The organism is Bradyrhizobium jicamae, from assembly GCF_018130215.1.
Lineage (GTDB): Bacteria > Pseudomonadota > Alphaproteobacteria > Rhizobiales > Xanthobacteraceae > Bradyrhizobium > Bradyrhizobium jicamae_A.
The window spans coordinates 1-16,397 of the sequence record NZ_JAFCKQ010000057.1 but is presented as its reverse complement, the minus strand read 5'-3'; the positions used below and the strand labels follow the sequence as shown (position 1 = coordinate 16,397).

At 65.4% G+C, this 16,397-nt stretch carries 15 protein-coding genes and 1 pseudogene; 11 read left to right on the top strand and 5 right to left on the bottom strand.

Going from position 1 to position 16,397, the window contains the following annotated elements:
• Positions 1-2: 2 nt before the first annotated feature.
• The gene (locus JQ586_RS35350; RefSeq protein ID WP_212399264.1) at positions 3-2,270 is read left to right on the top strand and encodes a xanthine dehydrogenase family protein molybdopterin-binding subunit; all 2,268 of its coding nucleotides are present in this window, start codon (positions 3-5) and stop codon (positions 2,268-2,270) included.
• Positions 2,271-2,348: 78 nt separating this feature from the next.
• On the opposite strand, the gene JQ586_RS35345 is transcribed toward JQ586_RS35350, so the two are convergent.
• On the bottom strand, positions 2,349-2,987 hold the full coding sequence (locus JQ586_RS35345; RefSeq protein ID WP_249148566.1) for a cupin domain-containing protein: 639 nt from the start codon (positions 2,985-2,987) through the stop codon (positions 2,349-2,351).
• Between the two features lie 180 nt (positions 2,988-3,167).
• On the opposite strand from JQ586_RS35345, the gene JQ586_RS35340 reads away from it, so the two are divergent.
• From JQ586_RS35340 to JQ586_RS35325, 4 genes are read left to right on the top strand one after another with little or no spacing between them, the layout of a single operon-like run.
• Positions 3,168-3,935, top strand: a complete 768-nt coding sequence (locus tag JQ586_RS35340; protein ID WP_212399262.1) for an ABC transporter substrate-binding protein — start codon at positions 3,168-3,170, stop codon at positions 3,933-3,935.
• A gap of 41 nt (positions 3,936-3,976) precedes the next feature.
• Positions 3,977-4,630, top strand: a complete 654-nt coding sequence (locus tag JQ586_RS35335; RefSeq protein WP_212399261.1) for an amino acid ABC transporter permease — start codon at positions 3,977-3,979, stop codon at positions 4,628-4,630.
• Positions 4,627-5,358 (top strand): amino acid ABC transporter ATP-binding protein, encoded by a 732-nt coding sequence (locus JQ586_RS35330; RefSeq protein WP_212399260.1) that lies wholly within the window; start codon positions 4,627-4,629, stop codon positions 5,356-5,358. Before JQ586_RS35335 ends, JQ586_RS35330 begins: the two co-directional genes overlap by 4 nt.
• 13 nt (positions 5,359-5,371) lie before the next feature.
• A complete protein-coding gene (locus JQ586_RS35325; RefSeq protein WP_212399259.1) occupies positions 5,372-6,664 on the top strand; it encodes an FAD-binding oxidoreductase in 1,293 nt (430 codons plus the stop codon).
• 32 nt (positions 6,665-6,696) lie between these two features.
• On the opposite strand, the gene JQ586_RS35320 is transcribed toward JQ586_RS35325, so the two are convergent.
• Positions 6,697-7,221, bottom strand: a complete 525-nt coding sequence (locus tag JQ586_RS35320; protein ID WP_212399258.1) for a MarR family winged helix-turn-helix transcriptional regulator — start codon at positions 7,219-7,221, stop codon at positions 6,697-6,699.
• A 252-nt stretch (positions 7,222-7,473) separates the two neighbouring features.
• Here JQ586_RS35320 and JQ586_RS35315 point away from each other — a divergent pair, with 252 nt between their 5' ends.
• The 3 genes from JQ586_RS35315 to JQ586_RS35305 all read left to right on the top strand — a co-directional run bounded on the left by JQ586_RS35315 (position 7,474) and on the right by JQ586_RS35305 (position 9,413).
• The gene (locus JQ586_RS35315; protein WP_212399257.1) at positions 7,474-7,869 is read left to right on the top strand and encodes a putative quinol monooxygenase; all 396 of its coding nucleotides are present in this window, start codon (positions 7,474-7,476) and stop codon (positions 7,867-7,869) included.
• 101 nt (positions 7,870-7,970) lie between these two features.
• A complete protein-coding gene (locus tag JQ586_RS35310; RefSeq protein ID WP_212399256.1) occupies positions 7,971-8,444 on the top strand; it encodes a cupin domain-containing protein in 474 nt (157 codons plus the stop codon).
• Between the two features lie 33 nt (positions 8,445-8,477).
• Positions 8,478-9,413: a glutathione S-transferase family protein gene (locus JQ586_RS35305; protein WP_212399255.1), complete on the top strand. Its 936-nt coding sequence runs from the start codon at positions 8,478-8,480 to the stop codon at positions 9,411-9,413.
• Positions 9,414-10,169: 756 nt separating this feature from the next.
• On the opposite strand, the gene JQ586_RS35300 is transcribed toward JQ586_RS35305, so the two are convergent.
• Together JQ586_RS35300 and JQ586_RS35295 are read right to left on the bottom strand one after the other, a co-directional pair.
• Entirely contained in the window at positions 10,170-11,024 is an 855-nt protein-coding gene (locus JQ586_RS35300) for an enoyl-CoA hydratase-related protein (protein ID WP_212399254.1), read from the bottom strand.
• Between the two features lie 41 nt (positions 11,025-11,065).
• Positions 11,066-12,655, bottom strand: coding sequence for a gamma-glutamyltransferase (locus JQ586_RS35295; protein ID WP_212399253.1), 1,590 nt, complete (start codon positions 12,653-12,655; stop codon positions 11,066-11,068).
• 100 nt (positions 12,656-12,755) lie between these two features.
• Between JQ586_RS35295 and JQ586_RS35290 the strand changes: the two genes are divergently transcribed.
• Positions 12,756-13,529, top strand: coding sequence for an enoyl-CoA hydratase-related protein (locus JQ586_RS35290; protein ID WP_212399252.1), 774 nt, complete (start codon positions 12,756-12,758; stop codon positions 13,527-13,529).
• Here JQ586_RS35290 and JQ586_RS35285 read toward each other — a convergent pair.
• On the bottom strand, positions 13,526-14,539 hold the full coding sequence (locus tag JQ586_RS35285) for an NAD(P)-dependent alcohol dehydrogenase (RefSeq protein WP_212399251.1): 1,014 nt from the start codon (positions 14,537-14,539) through the stop codon (positions 13,526-13,528). The genes JQ586_RS35290 and JQ586_RS35285 overlap by 4 nt on opposite strands.
• A 199-nt stretch (positions 14,540-14,738) precedes the next feature.
• Here JQ586_RS35285 and JQ586_RS35280 point away from each other — a divergent pair, with 199 nt between their 5' ends.
• Entirely contained in the window at positions 14,739-15,572 is an 834-nt protein-coding gene (locus JQ586_RS35280) for a DUF2066 domain-containing protein (RefSeq protein WP_212399250.1), read from the top strand.
• 592 nt (positions 15,573-16,164) lie between these two features.
• Positions 16,165-16,397, top strand: a pseudogene (locus JQ586_RS35275) (carbohydrate ABC transporter substrate-binding protein); the annotation flags it as partial.

The following is a 16,397-nucleotide window of genomic DNA, read 5'->3' as shown; positions in this document are numbered from 1 at the left end:
GCATGACACCAGAGATAAACCTGACCCGCGACCCCGCCCACCTCAGGCACGGCTCGAGCATCGGCCAGCCGCTGACCCGCACCGACGGCGTTCTCAAGGTCACCGGCAAGGCGCGCTACGCCGCCGACAACCATCCGCCCGGCATGCTCTACGCGGTCATCGCGACGAGCTGCATCGCGCGCGGCCGCGTCAAGTCGCTCGACGTCGCCGCCGCCAAGCGCCACCCCGGGGTCGTCGACGTGATGACGCCGGCGCACAAGCCTGAACTCGCCGAAGATCCCGACGCCAAGGGCAATCCGTTCGCTTTCCGGATGGAGTTGCTGCAGAGCGACGAGGTGCGTTACGCGAACCAGGCGATCGCGGTGGTGATCGCCGAGACGCTGGAGGCCGCGACCGAAGGTGCGGCGCTGCTGTCGCCGCGTTACCAGGTCGAGATCGCGCGCGTCGGCCTCGATGCCGGCGAGCCTTACGCGCCGCCCGTGGTCGGGATCGGCAATCCGGCCGAGGTCGTTCACGGCGAGATCGATGCCGGCTTCGCCGCGGCCTCGAAGCTGACGGACGCGACCTATGAGACGCCGGCGCAATATCACAACGCGATGGAGCCGCACGCGATCGTCGCCGTATGGGACGGTGACAAGCTGTTCCTCGATACGCCGAGCCAGGGCATGGCGATCGCGCAGGGGAGGATCGGCGGGCTGCTGGGCATTCCGCCCGGCAATATCCACATCAACAGCCCGTTCCTCGGCGGCGGCTTCGGCTCCAAGGGCCTGGTGTCGGGACCGCAGATGCTCGGCATCATGGCGGCCAGGCTGGTCGGGCGTCCGGTCAATCTGGTGCTGCGCCGCAGCCAGATGTACGGGCCGGTCGGCCATCGTGCATCGACGCGGCAGCGGCTGCGCCTCGGCGCCGACGATGCCGGCGTGCTCACCGTGATCGATCATCACGCGCGGATCACGACCTCGAGCTTCGACGATTTCTACGAGCCCGCCGCCGACGCCTCGCATACGCTCTATGCGAGCCCGGCGATCCGCACCGCGCATGAGGCGGTGCGCGTCGATACCGGCACGCCGCTGTTCATGCGCGCGCCGGGCGAAGCCACCGGCTCGATCGCCCTGGAGAGCGCGATCGACGAGATGGCGTTTGCCTGCGGCATCGATCCGCTGGACTTCCGTCTGAGAAACTACGCCGAGGTCGAGCCGACCACGGGAAAGCCGTTCTCGTCGAAGGCGCTGCGACAATGCTACGCCAGGGGTGCCGAGCGCTTCGGCTGGGCGCGCCGTCCGCTTGCGCCGCGGCAGATGCGCGACGAGAACGGCTTCCTGGTCGGCTGGGGCATGGGCACGGCGACGTTCCCCGCGCTGATGTTCCAGGGCAATGCCCGCGCCGTGATCCGCGCCGACGGAAGCGGCGTGATGGAGAGCGGCGCGCATGACATGGGACAGGGCGCCTGGACTGCGCTAACGCAGATCTCCGCCGACGCCCTCGGTCTCGATCTTGGCGAGATCACGTTCCGGTCAGGCACCTCTGATCTGCCCGACGCCGGCATCGCCGGCGGCTCGGCGCACACCGCAACCGTCGGCGCCGCGATCCACAATGCCGGTGCCGCTGTCATCGCCAGGCTCGCCGAGCTTGCGACCCCGGACGAGCGCTCGCCGCTGTTCGGCGCCGGCAATGCCGGCGTGGTTGCGCGGCAGGGACGGCTGCATCGCCGTGACGACGAGACGCGCAGCGAGAGCTACGCCGAGATCCTCGCGCGCGCGGGCCTCGCCGAGATCGACGCCAGCGGCACCGGCGCGGCCGATCCCGCGGCGCAGTCGCACTATGCGATGCATGCGCATGGCGCGGTGTTCGCGGAGGTGAAGGTCGATCCGGAACTCGGCCAGATCCGCGCGACGCGGCTGGTCGGTGCGTTCGCGGCCGGCCGCATCATCAACCCGCGCCTGGTCCAGAGCCAGCTCTTTGGCGGCATGATCTGGGGCCTGTCGTTCGCGCTGCACGAGGAGGCGGTGATGGATCATCGTTCGGGCCGCATCCTGAACGCGAACCTCGCCGAGTACCATGTGCCGGTTAATGCCGACGTGCCGCCGATGGACGTGATTACGGTCGACGAGCACGATCCGCATGTGAATGCGCTCGGCATCAAGGGCGTCGGCGAGATCGGCATCACCGGCAGCGCCGGCGCCGTCGCCAACGCCGTTTGGCACGCCACCGGCATCCGCGTCCGCCGCTTCCCGATCCGGATCGAGGAGCTGGTGACGGGGTTGAGCTGAGGCGGCCCGGCGCAATAGCGCAGTAACAACCACCGTCGTCCCGGCCTTCGCCGGGACGACGGGGGAGAAACTGCGGCGCTACCCCGCCGCCGTCACGCAATTCACCCACAGCACGACCGCCTTCGTATCGCCGGACGCATTGGAGAAGCGGTGCGGACGGCGGCTGGCGAAGCGGAAGCTGTCGCCCTGTTTCAGCGTCCAGGTCTCGGCGTCGACGGTCAGAATCATCTCGCCCTCGAGCACGAGGCCGGCCTCTTCGCCGTCATGGGTGTAGAGTTCGTCGCCGGTGCTGCCGCCGGGCTCGAGATGCACCAGGAACAGGTTGAGCCGGCTCTCCGATCCTGCCGGGCTCAGCAATTGCTTGGAAACCCCACTGCGCCACAGCTTCAGCTCGGCGCGCTGTGCCTCGCGCGTGACCACGCCATCTGCCGTGCCGCCGTCGTTCGGTGTCGCGCCGAACAATGCGGCGATGCCGACGCCGAGCACGTCGGCCAGCGTCGCCAGCACGCGCAATGACGGCGAGGACAGGCCGCGCTCGATCTGGCTGATGAAGCCGATCGAGAGATCCGCGCGCGCGGCCACCGTCTCCAGCGACATCTCCTTGCCGCGACGCAGATCGCGGATGCGGCGGCCGACCGCGAGGTCCACCGGCGGCTCGGCCGGCTTCTTGGTGGCGCGGCGAGCCGTCGCGGGCCGCCCTGCCGCCGCTTTGCGCATTCGCTTGCCACCGCTCACGTCAGGCCGCTTTCTTCATGTGCATGAAAATTGCTTGCATTGCTCGTCGTTTCGTGACCACAATTTCATATTGGTGAAAATAGGCCGGAACGGCGTCGCCCGCAACCACAAGCTCGAAGCATCGGGCGAGGCGGCGCCCGGGCCAGCTCAGGAGGTGTTGCGATGTCCTTTCAGCGTCTCGTCTTGGCCGCCATGGCGGTCCTCGCCATGACCTCTAGCGCGCCGTTGCAGGCGCAGCAGGTCCTCAAGGTCGGCTCGACGCCAACCGGCATCCCCTTCACCTTCCTCGACACCAAGACCAATTCGATCCAGGGCATCATGGTCGATCTCGCCACCGAGATCGGCAAGGACGCCGGCTTCACCGTGCAGATCGAGCCGATGCAGTTCTCGGCGCTGATCCCCTCGTTGACCGCGAACAAGATCGACATCATCGCGGCTGCGATGTTCGCGACCGCGGCACGCAAGGAGGTGATCGACTTCTCCGATGCCGTCTACACCTATGGCGAGGGCCTCGTGGTGCCGAAGACCGACACCAAGGCTTACGTCTCGCAGGAGGAATTGAAGGGCACTGTCGTCGGAGCGCAGGTCGGCACCGCCTTCGTCGATGCGCTGAAGAAGACCGGGTTGTTCAGCGAGGTCAAGGTCTACGACACGATTCCGGACATCCTGCGGGACGTGAACGCCGGCCGCCTCAAGGCCGGCTTCGCCGACTATCCGATCCTCGCCTACAATCTGCAGCAGGGCAATTTCGCCGACGTTCGCCTGGTCGACAGCTACAAGCCTGTCACCGTCGGCACGGTCGCGATCGGTGTCCGCAAGTCCGACACCGAGCTGCTCGGCAAGATCAACGCCTCGCTCGCCAAGCTGAAGGCCAACGGCACGGTTGCGAAGATCCTCGAGAAATGGGGCCAGAAGAGCGGCGCGTCGTGATGCGAGGTTGAGCGCTCCTGTACCGCGCATGACGTGAGCCGATGCAAAAGTTCTTCCATGACGCCGTCGAGTTCGTGCCGATCCTGTTGCAGGGTGTCTGGCTGACCATCGTCGTCACCATCGGCTCGCTGCTGCTGTCGACCGTGCTCGGGCTGGTGTGGGCCCTGATGCGGGTCTCCGGCATCGGCTTCTTCGTAGGGCTCAGTGCCTCCGTGATCAATGTGATCCGCGGCATCCCGATCATCGTGCTGCTGTTCTACATCTACTTCGTGATGCCAGATTTCGGCATCGCGCTCACGGCGTTGCAGGCCGCGATCATCGGCCTCGGAATCGCCTATTCGGCCTACCAGGCCGAGAATTTCCGCGCCGGCATCGAGGCGATCGACAAGGGGCAGATCGAGGCGGCGCAGACCATCGGCATGGGCTGGTGGCTCACCATGCGCCGCGTGGTGCTGCCGCAGGCGGTCAGGATCGTGTTGCCGCCCTACGGCAACATCATGATCATGATGCTGAAGGATTCCTCGCAGGCCTCGACCATCACGGTCGCCGAGCTGGCGCTGCAAGGCAAGCTGATTGCGTCATCGACCTTCAAGAACACCAGCGTGTTCACGCTTGTGGCGCTGATGTATCTCACCATGAGCATTCCGCTCATCCTGCTGGTTCGGCATTTCGAGAAGAAGGCCAACCACAAATGATCGAGCTGAATGACGTCCACAAGAGCTTCGGCAAGGTCGAGGTGCTGAAGGGCATCACGGCTTCGATCGCCAAGAGCGAGGTGGTCTGCATCATCGGTCCGTCGGGCTCCGGCAAGTCGACCATCCTGCGCTGCATCAACGGGCTCGAAAGCTACGACCGCGGCGACATCAGCGTCGAGGGTGCGCGCGTCAATCGCGACGACCGCTCGATCGTTGCGATCCGCACCCAGGTCTCGATGGTGTTCCAGCGCTTCAACCTGTTTCCGCATCGTACCGCGCTCGAGAACGTCATCGAAGGCCCGCTCTATGTGAAGAAGGAGCCGCGCGAGCAGGCGATCGCGCGCGGCCGCGCACTGCTGGCGCAGGTCGGGCTCGCCGAGAAGGCCGACGTGCATCCGCCAAAACTCTCCGGCGGCCAGCAGCAGCGCGTCGCGATCGCCCGCGCGCTGGCGATGCAGCCGAAGGCGATCCTGTTCGACGAGCCGACCTCGGCGCTCGATCCTGAACTGGTCGGCGAGGTGCTTGCGGTGATGCGCAAGCTCGCCGACGACGGCATGACCATGGTCGTCGTCACCCACGAGATGGGATTTGCCCGCGACGTAGCCGATCGCGTGTTGTTCATCGATGGCGGCGTCATCGTCGAGCAGGGCGCCGCCAAATCCGTCCTCAACCAGCCCCAGCATGCGCGCACCCAGGACTTCCTGCGGCGCGTGCTGCATCCGCTGTGATCGGTCTGATCCCATGAATGTACCCGCCCGCTTGCCGTTGCCACCCAGCCTCTATGCCGACACCGCAGTAGAAGCGACGCCGACGCCACCGCTCACTGCGGACAAGAGCGTGCCGGTCGCGATCATCGGCGGCGGTTTCACCGGGCTCTCCACCGCACTGCATCTTGCCGAGCAGGGCGTCCGCGCCACCGTGCTGGAGGCGCAGGAGCCGGGCTGGGGTGCATCCGGGAACAATGGCGGGCAGACCAATCCGGGGCTGAAGCATGATCCGGATCAGATCGAGGCCGACTTCGGCCCCGATCTCGGCCGCCGCATGATCGAATTCTCCTATGGTACGACCAACTTCACCCATGAGCTGATCCGCCGTTACCAGATTCCGTGCGAGGCGCGGCAGAACGGCACGCTGCGCGCCGCCTACAACGCGGCCAGCGCGGAGGCGATCGCGGCGACTGCCAGGCAATGCATCGCGCGCGGCATGCCGGTGAAGCTGCTCGACGCCGCAGCAACGCGCGAGATGACCGGCAGCGACCGCTATCTCTGCGCCATGCTCGATGCACGCGGCGGCGATCTGCATCCGCTCAGCTATGCACGCGGGCTGGCGCGCGCTGCGATCGGCGCCGGAGTCGTCGTGCACGGCGAGACACCGGCCGTGTCGCTGCGGCGAGACGGCGGCCGCTGGCGGATCGAGACGCCGCGCGCAGTGGTGCATGCCGACAAGGTCCTGCTCGCGACCAATGGTTTCACCGATGATCTCTGGCCGCCGCTCCGCCGCAGCATCGTGCCGGTGTTCTCCTCGATCGCCTGCACCGCGCCGCTCTCCGACAAGGTGGCGCGCTCGATCATGCCGGGGCGGCCGGTGCTCTACGAGAGCGGCCACATCACGGTCTATTACCGTATCGACCAGCGCAATCGCCTGTTGATGGGCGGCCGCGGCCCGATGCGCTGGATCAGCAAGCCGACCGACGTCGCCTATCTCATGCGTTATGCCGAACGGTTGTGGCCGCAGCTCAGGGGCGTCAGCTGGACCCATGGCTGGAACAGCCGCCTCGCCATCACGCCCGATCACTATCCGCATGTGCACGAGCCCGCGGAAAATCTCCTGGTCTCGCTCGGCTGCAACGGCCGCGGCGTCGCGCTCTCGACCGCAATGGGCGCGCAACTCGCACACCGCCTGATCGAGGGCGACAAGGCCGAGATCGACATGCCGGTGACAGGCATCAAGCCGATGCCGATGCACGCGTTCTGGCGGGTCGGCGTCACCGCCGCCGTGCTGACGGGACGGGTGCGGGACCGGCTCGGCCTTTAGACTGGCGGAGGGCGGCGCGCGATTTCGGCGCTTTAAAAAGCGGGCTCTGTCAGCTTGACGTGCGGCGTCGCTGTCTCCTTCGGCCCCGCCGAGTTGACGAAATGATGCAGCCGGTCCTTCAGGTCGAACAGCTCGTCCAGCGGCATATTCAGGAAGCAGTAGAACTCGCCCAGCATTTGCTCGGTACGCTGGCGAAGCGCCACCCCCTTTGGCGCCAGGTCGACAAGCACGCGCCGCTCATCGTCGGCCTGCCGTCGTCGTGTCACCAATCCCTTGGCTTCGAGACGCTTGAGCATCGGCGACAGCGAGCCGAGATCCATCTGCAGCGCCGAGGCCAGGTCTCCAACGCCTCGCGCTCCACGTTCCCAAAGCACGACCAGGACCAGATATTGCGGATAGGTGACGCCGAGCTTCTTCAGGAACGGCACGAACAGGCGCGTCATGTGATTGCTGGCCGCGTAGAGCGCAAAGCAAAGATGATTGTCGAGCCCCGGCATCTCGACCGGGGCGATGGAGCTCTGGCCGGTTCGATTCGCTGCATCGCGTCGCGCGTTCATGGTTCGTGTCTTCATTCTCTTCAGGCCGCTCGCGGAACAAATCGCTGAGCCGAATCCTATCGTTAGCCGTCGCGCGAGCCAAGCCGCACGGCCGCGATTTTCTGTTGCTACATTGTATCATATCACCAATGTTTGACTCTTATTATTTTGTGTGCAAAGTATTTGTACCTCATTGAAATGAGGTGTTCGGCCGGCAGCGTCGTGAGCTGCCGGATCTGCAAATGAAAACAAGCCATGAGGGGAGGAAATGCCATGTCGGACATGGATCGCCGTGCATTCGTGGGGACTGCCGCCGTTGGTGGCGTGGCGGCCGCGCTTTTCGCGGCTTCAGTGGCGGAGGCCGCAGGACAGAGCGGCTACTTCGTGATCGCGGAAATCGTATCGAAGAAGGAGAAGGCGGATGACCTCCGCGCCTTGCTCGTTCCCTTTGCCGAAACGTCGGCCAAGGAGCCGGGGTGTCTGGTCTACACGCTGATGGAAGTCATCGGCGAGCCGGGCCGCTTCCTGACCTTCGAGCGCTGGAAGGACAAGGCTGCACTCGACGCCCATATGGTCACGCCCGACATCAAGGCCATCGTGCCGAAGCTCGAGCCTGTCCTCGCCAAGCCGTTCACGCAGCTGTTCCTGGATGCGCGGACCGGAGGCTGACCCGGAGGCCTCTGCGCACTGTCGGCGGGTCGCTGCCTCGCAGCGGCCCGAGAGCGTTCGACCGTGACTTGAAAACAGAAGCAATCAACAGGGAGGAAGAGATGCGTGGTCTCATTTGTGCTGCGGCGTCGCTGATTGCGATCGCCGTCACCGCTCCGGCATACGCCGGCGGCATCTACGTCATCGAGAACGGCGAGGGAGGCAAGGCAGTCGCCGTGAAGAAGGACGCCGCCGCGCTCGCCGCCGTGCCGGCCATGCCCGACGGCAAGCCGAACCAGGGGTTCGACTATGGAAAGCTCTACGAACTGCCGGGCGCGGCGACCCACGTGATGCGCGGGCACGTCGACGCCAAGGGATCGATTGCCGTTCACGAGGGACCGCTGCCCTACATTCTCTATGTCATCAGCGGAGCCGGGAAGCTGTCCCTGAACGACAAGGGCGGCGCGCAGATCGGCGAGATCACCTACAAGCCGGACGATGTGATCGTGTTTCAGCCGAATACGCTGCACGGCTGGACCAATGGCGACTCCGCGTTCGAATTTTTCGGCGTCGAGTTGCCCGCGCCGCAGAAGTAACCGGCTCAAGGTCAAACGCAGGGAGAGAAACAGATGTCCGAGGTCATTCTGCATCACTACCAGCTCTCGCCTTACTCGGAGAAGATACGGTTGGCGCTCGGCCTCAAGGGCCAGAGCTGGCGTTCGGTCGAGATCCCGGTCTGGACACCGCGTCCCAAGCTCACACCGATGACGGGTGGCTACCGGCGCACGCCCGTTCTCCAGATCGGGGCAGAGTTTTATTGCGACACGCTTCTCATTCTTCACGTCATCGAAAAGCTGGGAAGCTCAGGCGCACTTTATCCCAAGGGCGAGGCAGGCCTCGCCAAGGCCTTCGGCTGGTGGATCGAGAAGGGATCCTTCATGAATGCCGTATGTCTCACGATCGGCAATATGGCTGGAAAAATCCCCCAGGAGCTTGTCGATGAGCGGCGCCCCCTGTTCCGCGTCAACCTCGATCCGCAAGCGCTGCTGCCGAGGCGGCCGATATTTCTGCAGCGGGTCAATGCGCATCTCGCCTGGCTTGCCGAGGTTCTTTCCGATGGCCGCAAGTTCATCCTCGGAGAGAATCCTTCCGCGGCGGACTTGTCGGCCTATCACCCAATCTGGTTCGCTCGGCAGAATGGCGGCCCGGAGATCGGGGAGCTCATCGCATTCCCTGACGTGGTTGACCCCTGGTATGCGCGCGTTGCGGCTCTCGGGCATGGCCAGCACACCGACATGACGCCCGACGATGCGATCGAGATCGCCCGTGTCAATCAACCGGGTGAACCCGGCGGCTGGTCGTCGGAAGCGCAAACGGTCGGAATCCGGCGCGGCGACCGGGTCAGCGTGACGCCCGACGACTACGGCAATCCCGTCCATGGCAACGTTCTCGCCTGGACGGCCGATGAGATCGTCATCCGGCACGAGGATCCCTCGGTCGGCATGGTGAATCTTCACTTCCCGAGGGTCGGCTTCGATGTGGCCGCCGTGGCGGAGGCTGCCTAGAGGATGATCCGGAAAAGTGTGCAGCGGTCTTCCCTCGCGACAAACGCGGAACGCGTTTGCGCGGAGGTCATGCTCAAACAAAGAGCTAAAGCGCGATGACGAACCAGCCTTATCTCGTCGCGCTTTAGACCACGAGATGCGATATCGCGTTGCGGCCGGCTTAGGACTCCTGTCAGTGGTCAAGTCCGGTCGACAGGCAATCGCATTTGCCGGGCCCCGGAATGGCGAGGTGCGACGAAATAACCCGACGGGCAAAATAGCGTTTCCGTCGTCGGGCAAATCAGATGTTCAATTCCGCCCGTCTCACCCGATTGAGGGGCGCATCGCGATCGTCACGAGTGTTACGGTGAGATGCGGTGGACGCTGACGTCACGATTGACGATCGTGGCGGATGCGGACGGCGAAGTCGTGCAGGCCTGACGCCCTAGTGGCAGGTGTCTTGTCAGTGAGAGACTCACGTCCTTGCTGAAAACGGTGACAAAAAAGCCCAGTCTCACCGGGGGGAGCACGTATAAGCCGTAAACCATCGCGCAGGGAAAGCCGGATTGCTCCGGTTACACCTGTGGTCCTACCCCCGTGCTTTTTGTTGCACGGGACCCATGGGTGCGATCGGCACCCGGCTTTCCCTGCGCCCTCTATTCGCAGAGTGGCGACAATGAACAGCAAGACTCGGACGAGACATGTCGCGAGAATGCGGTCTCACATCCACACCACTGTCATGCGTGCGCATGCGTGAATCCAGTACGCTGCGGCGCGCTATTTCGCGGTCCGCCACCACGGATACTGGCTCGGCATGTCCTGCGAGACCTTGCCCGGAAACGCGGGCTTCCGCTTCTCCATGAACGACTGCACGCCCTCGCGTACATCGGCGTGGCCGCCGCGCTCGATCGACATCGGCTTGTCGATCGCGAGCAACTCGAACGGATCGGGCGCGCCCGCGAACCGCCACAGCATCTGGCGGGTCAGCGCGATCGACACCGCCGATGTCTCCGACGTCATTTCCGCGGCGATCTGCCGCGCCCGCTCCATCAATTGCGCTGATGTGACGACCTCGCTGACGAGCCCACCCTTGTGGGCTTCGTCCGCATCGAAGGTGCGGCCCGAGAGGCACCAGCGCAGCGATTGCGGCAGCCCGACGAGCTTTGGCAGAAACCATGCGCTGCCTGCTTCCGGCACGAGGCCGCGGCGGGCAAAGATGAAGCCGATCCTGGCACCGTCTGCAGCTATGCGCACATCCATCGGCAGCGTCATCGTGATGCCGACCCCGACGGCAGCACCGTTGATCGCCGCGATCGACGGTTTCCGGCAGTTGAAGATCGCCTCGATGAAGCGGCCGCTGCGCTGGCCGGAACTCGCGAACACGCCCGCGCCGTGGCTGCCTGAGGTGTCGAAGCTCTTGGCGCCGCCCGAGACGTCGGCGCCGGCACAGAAGGCGCGGCCCGCACCCGTGACGATGATGGCGCGAACGGCGTCGTCCTCATCGGCGCGATGAAAAGCGTCGGCGACCTCCGCTCCCATCGTGCCGGTATAGGCGTTGAGCTTGTCCGGACGGTTCAGTGTCAGGATCATCAGCGGTCCGTCGATCTCGCATGTGATCTGCTCGTAGCTCATGACGGTCTCCCCGGGATGTTATGGTTGTTGCGGTGATCGTCTCATGCTTCCGGGACAGCGTCGCCCCAGGGCTGGAACGGCTCGGTGGCGCCGCTGTTGGTGGCGCCGTCGCGCAGCACGAGGCTTGGGCAGGCGAACTTCATCGGCAAATTCTGGATGCGCGCCTCTTCGAAGTCGAAACGTCCGCGCAGGCTTTCGCGCACGGCCACGGGAAGCCGCACGTCGCCGATCACGACCGCGCCCTCGCTGGCGTCGATGCGCGGCTGGTGGATCGCGGCGTCGAGGTCCATGCCGTAGTCCATCACGAAAGAAAGGAGCTGCGACACCGCGGGCAGGATGCGGCGGCCGCCCGACGCACCGGCCGCGAGCCTGCGGCCGTCGGCGGCCTGCGCCACGACGGGCGTGTAGTTGGTCAGGCAGCGCTTGCCGGGTGCGAGCGAGTTCGGATTGCCTTGCGCCGGATCGAACCACATGATGCCGTTGTTCATGGTCAGCCCGGTGCTCGGAGTCACGAATTTCGACCCGAAGTTCGACAGCAGGGTCTGCGTCACCGCGGCCATGTTGCCGTCGCGGTCGACCGCCGAGAAATGCGTGGTGCAGGAAGGCGCGATCGCCTCCGCGCCGAGCGAGCGACGGCCGTCGACGTCGCCCATGTCCTTCAGCCGTTCGCGATAGGCGGCCTGCAGAGCCTCGGCATAAGCCGTGTAGGTCGCGGCGTCCGGACCGCCATTTGCCGGCGTGAACGCCTTCTGCAACAGGCCGAGCGTGCGTGCCATGGTGGGGCCCGCGGTCAATTCCGGAGTCGCGTAGACCGTGCCGCCGCGATAGGGGATCGCCAGCGGGTCGCGCGAATGCGCGCGGAACGAGGCGAGATCGCGCACCGACAATGCGCCGCCGGCGGCCTGGATGTCGTCGGCGATCGAGCGCGCGAGGTCGCCCTGATAGAAATCGCGCGGTCCTGCCGCGGCGAGTTGCGCCATCGTGGCCTTGAGCTTATCCTGCGGCATGCGCACGGTCGACCTGACGCCCCATTGCGCATTGGGCGGCAGCCCGTCCTGCAGATAGGCTGCGGCGCTGGCCGGATAGCGGCGCAGATCGGCCGCCGAGCTCGCGATCATCGCCGTCGTCCACCAGTCGACCAGGAGGCCCTCGCCGGCGAGCTTCACGCTCGGCGCCAGCAGGTCCTTCCACGGCAATCTGCCGTGGCGGCGATGCGCTTCCTCCATGCCGGCGACCACGCCGGGAACCGCGATCGAACCGGGGCCGTGCAGATTGCGGTCGTCCTTGACCCGTGCCCAGGGGAAAATGTCGGAGGCAGCACCGTCGGTCAGCGGAAAATCCTGGACACGCAGGCTGTCCGGCGCACGCATGCCGTAGTCGATCACCTCGACGCGGTTGTCGCGGGCGCGATACAGCACCATCGCCCCGCCGCCGCCGGCGCCGCTCATCCAGGGCTCCAGCACGCCGAGCGCAAAGGTGGTTGCAATCACCGCGTCGACGCAATCGCCGCCGTTGGCCAATACCTCCGCGCCGACCTCGGCGGCCTTGCGCGACTGTGCGGCGACAATGCCGCCTTTGGCGCTGACGGCGGGTTTGCGGATCACTTGCGAGTTGGAGAACTGGTCGGGCATGGCGCGCTTTCGTTGTTCTTGTTGCTGGCGGGGGACGTTGGCGTAGCATGCCAAGCATGGCACAGTCAGTGCAAGAACAACCAATTCCAGGGAGTGGAAAATGACCGCGGTAAAGCGCGAGCGCGACGGCGCTGTCGGCATCCTGACGCTGAACGATCCTGCCAGCCTGAACGCGATGACGCCGGAACTGCTCGGCGATCTCGCGACCGCGATCTGCGAGATCACTGGCGATGGTGGCACCCGTGCGCTGATCTTGACCGGCGAGGGGCGCGGCTTCTGCTCGGGTCAGAACCTCAAGGCGTTCCAGTCGCTCGGCAATGACATCGTCACCGGCGTGATGACGCATTACTGGCCGGCCATGCAGGCCTTGCGGCAATGCCGCGTGCCGGTCGTGGTCGCGGTGAACGGCGTCGCGGCCGGCGGCGGCTTCAGCCTCGCGATGTCCGGCGACATCATCGTCGCGGCGCGCTCTGCGAGCTTCATCCAGGTGTTCAGCCGGATCGGGCTGGTGCCTGATCTCGGCTCGACCTGGCTGCTGCCGCGGCTGATCGGCCGCCAGCGCGCGCTCGAGCTGATGCTGACCAACGAGCCGCTCTCCGCCGAACGGGCGAAGGAATGGGGACTGGTGCGCGAGGTCGTCGACGACGCAGGATTGCTCGACGAGGCGAAGGCGCTCGCCCGCCGCCTTGCCGATGGCCCGACCCGGGCGCTGGTCGCAACGCGCGCGCTGCTCGAGGAGAGCGAGGATGCGAGCTATGCCGCACAATTCCGCCGCGAGATCGAGGTGCAGTCGGAGATCCGCCAGAGCGCCGATGCGCTGGAGGGTCGCAAGGCCTTCGTCGAGAAACGCAAGGCGCAGTTCACCGGGCGCTAGCCGATCGAGATCGCGACCTTCCCGAAATGCGCACCGCTCGCCATGTAGGAGAACGCATCCTTCGCCTGATCGAAAGCGAAGACCTTGTCGACGACGGGCTTGACGCCATGCATGCTGATGCCGTCGGCGAGCGCCTGAAGGTCCTCGATCGAGCCGACGGTGACGCCTTGCAGCCGCTGCTGCTGCATCACCATCAGCGGCAGCCGCGTCTCCGACGGCGCGGGGCCCGCGAGCACGCCGATGAAGGCGATCGTGCCGCCGATCCTGGTGGCGCGGATCGATTCGTTCAGCGTGCCGACACCGCCGACCTCGACGACGAGATCGACGCCGTGCCCGGTCAATTCGCGCGCCTTCTTGCCCCAGTCGGGCGTGGTCTTGTAGTTGAGCGTGACATCGGCGCCGAGTTGCTTCAGCCGCGCGATCTTGGCGTCGCTGGAGGAGGTCGCGATCACCCGCGCGCCGCACATCTTTGCGAATTGCAGCGCGAACAGCGAGACGCCGCCGGTGCCCTGCGTCAGCACGGTCTGTCCCGGCTTGAGGTCGCCGAGCTTGACCACCGCGCTCCATGCGGTGACGCCCGCGCAGGGCAGCGCGGCGGCCTCGACGTCGGTGAGATGATCAGGCGTGCGCACCAGCGCATGCGCGGGGAATATGCGGTATTCGGTCAGCACTCCATCGATGCTGCCGCCGAGCGCCGCGCGCATCCGCGCCTCGCTCGGCTCGCCACCGAACCAGTTCTCGAAGAAGCTGCCGATGACGCGGTCGCCGGGTGCGAAGCCTCTCGCGCCGGCGCCGACCGCCTCGACCACGCCCGCGCCGTCCGACACCGGCACCAGCGGGAACTTCTGCCGCGAGCCGTAGCCGCCCTTGACGGTGAGCAGGTCACGGTAGTTCAGCGTCGCTGCTTTCAGCCGCACCAGGACTTCGCCGGGTCCGGCCTGCGGAACCGGCTTCTCGACCAACGCCAGCGCGTCAATGCCGCCTGGACCCTGCAACTCGTAGCACTTCAAGGGACGTCTCCTGCTCATCATGCCTGCCGGGGCCGCGCCCCAGGCGTGACCCGCGCACGTCCAAGCATATGTCAGGCTGGCCGCGGGTGGCCATAGTGCGGGTGCAGCATGGCGTCCATGTCCGAACCGGTTGGTACCGCCGCAAATTGCGGTCCACCTGCGTCGACAGCAATGCGAGATCGCGAAGCGGGAGGTGACCATGTCGGCCTTGCTTGGAACGGGGCGGAGTCTCATCGCAATCCTCGCCGGAGTGCTGGTCTGCTGCAGCAGCGCGGCGGTGGCCGATGACAACCTCTACCGCGCACAGACCGTCGTCACCGGCCAGCTCGAGCCCAATCGCCTGCTTGGCTTCGGTACGTGTCTCGAGGACGTCCTCATCAAGGTCTCCGGTCAGCCGGAACTGGCCGGAGATATCAGGCTCGTGCCTTACAAGGCGAGGGCCCGGGAGTTCGTCAGCGATTTCAGCTATCACGACCAGTTCGCCGGCAAGCCGCATCGCGACGAGCAGGGCACCCGTGACCGGCCTTACGATCTGAGGGTGGAGTTTGACGGGAAGAAGGTCGACGGTCTTCTCGGAGAGCTGGGTTTGAAGCCGTGGCTGTCGCACCGACCCGTGCTCGGCGTCTTCGTCGAGATGCAGCAGGGTCCGAAGGATTTCATCGTCACGACGGATGGTGCGCAGTCGGACTTGCAGCGCGATGCACTCGCCGCTGCGGCGGACAAGCGCGGCATGCATGTCGTGCTGCCCGCGAGCGCGGCGCTGGCGGCCGCGAACGTCACGGCAGCGAAGCTGCTGAGCGTGCCGTTGGCGACGCTGGCATCGATCGCATCCGGCAGCGAGGCCGTGCTGGTCGGACGACTGGTCTGGGACGACAACGAGCTCGGCTGGGCCACGCAGTGGCAGTTGGTCTGGCAGGGCAAGGATCACACATGGCGGTTCCGCGGAGTGACGTTTGATGAAGCCTTCGTCCGCAGTGTTGGAGGTGCCGCGCAGGTGCTGTCGGGCAATGGCGATCCGGGCCGGACCAGATGAGCTTGAGGGGGTATCAGAGCTGAACGTTCAGTAAATTTAGATTATTAAACAACGCCGCCAGCGACGAGATGCTGCGCGCGTCGTGCTCCACTGTCGGCGTTTGGCGGCGCCTGATGCCATATCCAGCCGCGATCGTCGACCATTCGTCCGATCGATTGCTGCCGGCGACGGTCCGGCCAACGGCATCGTCATGTGGCTGTGCACAACCACTCCTGCAATGATAGGGCAGCAAGGATGTCGTGATGGCGTGATTGCACCGCCGATGCCGTTAAGGCCGCAGAACTCATCGAGCCAATTGCCGCGCTGCAAACCGGTGCGTCGCGCGCGCGAACGCCGGTGATCTTTTCGCAAGGCCCGCAAGAAACCCGCTTGACGGTTCCGGGAATTTAGTAATACGTTTAGTATCGCAAAAAAGATAAACATATCGCATCGAGCGATGTGTGGAGGGAGCCCAGCCGTCCGGACGCAGTTTCCGGCACCTGTCCGTCTCATTCTCCAGCATCGCTCATCGACTCGATTTCAGGATCTTGGCGTCGTTCCGAAAGGGCGCGTCGGGCGGGTTAGGTGCATCAACGATAGAGAGGAGACGGATATGCAGAAATTGAAGAGGCTCGGCAGTGCAGTGGCGTCCGCGGTCGTTGGGGTCGCTGCGCTGGGAATGTTCGGCGGCGGAGAGGCCGCCGCGCAAGGCAAGCAGCTCACATTGTGCTGGGCGGCGTGGGATCCTGCCAATGCTCTGGTCGAGCTTGGCAAGGACTTCACCAAGCAGTCCGGCATCGAGATGAAGTACGAGTTCGTGCCGTGGACGAGCTATGCGGATCGCTT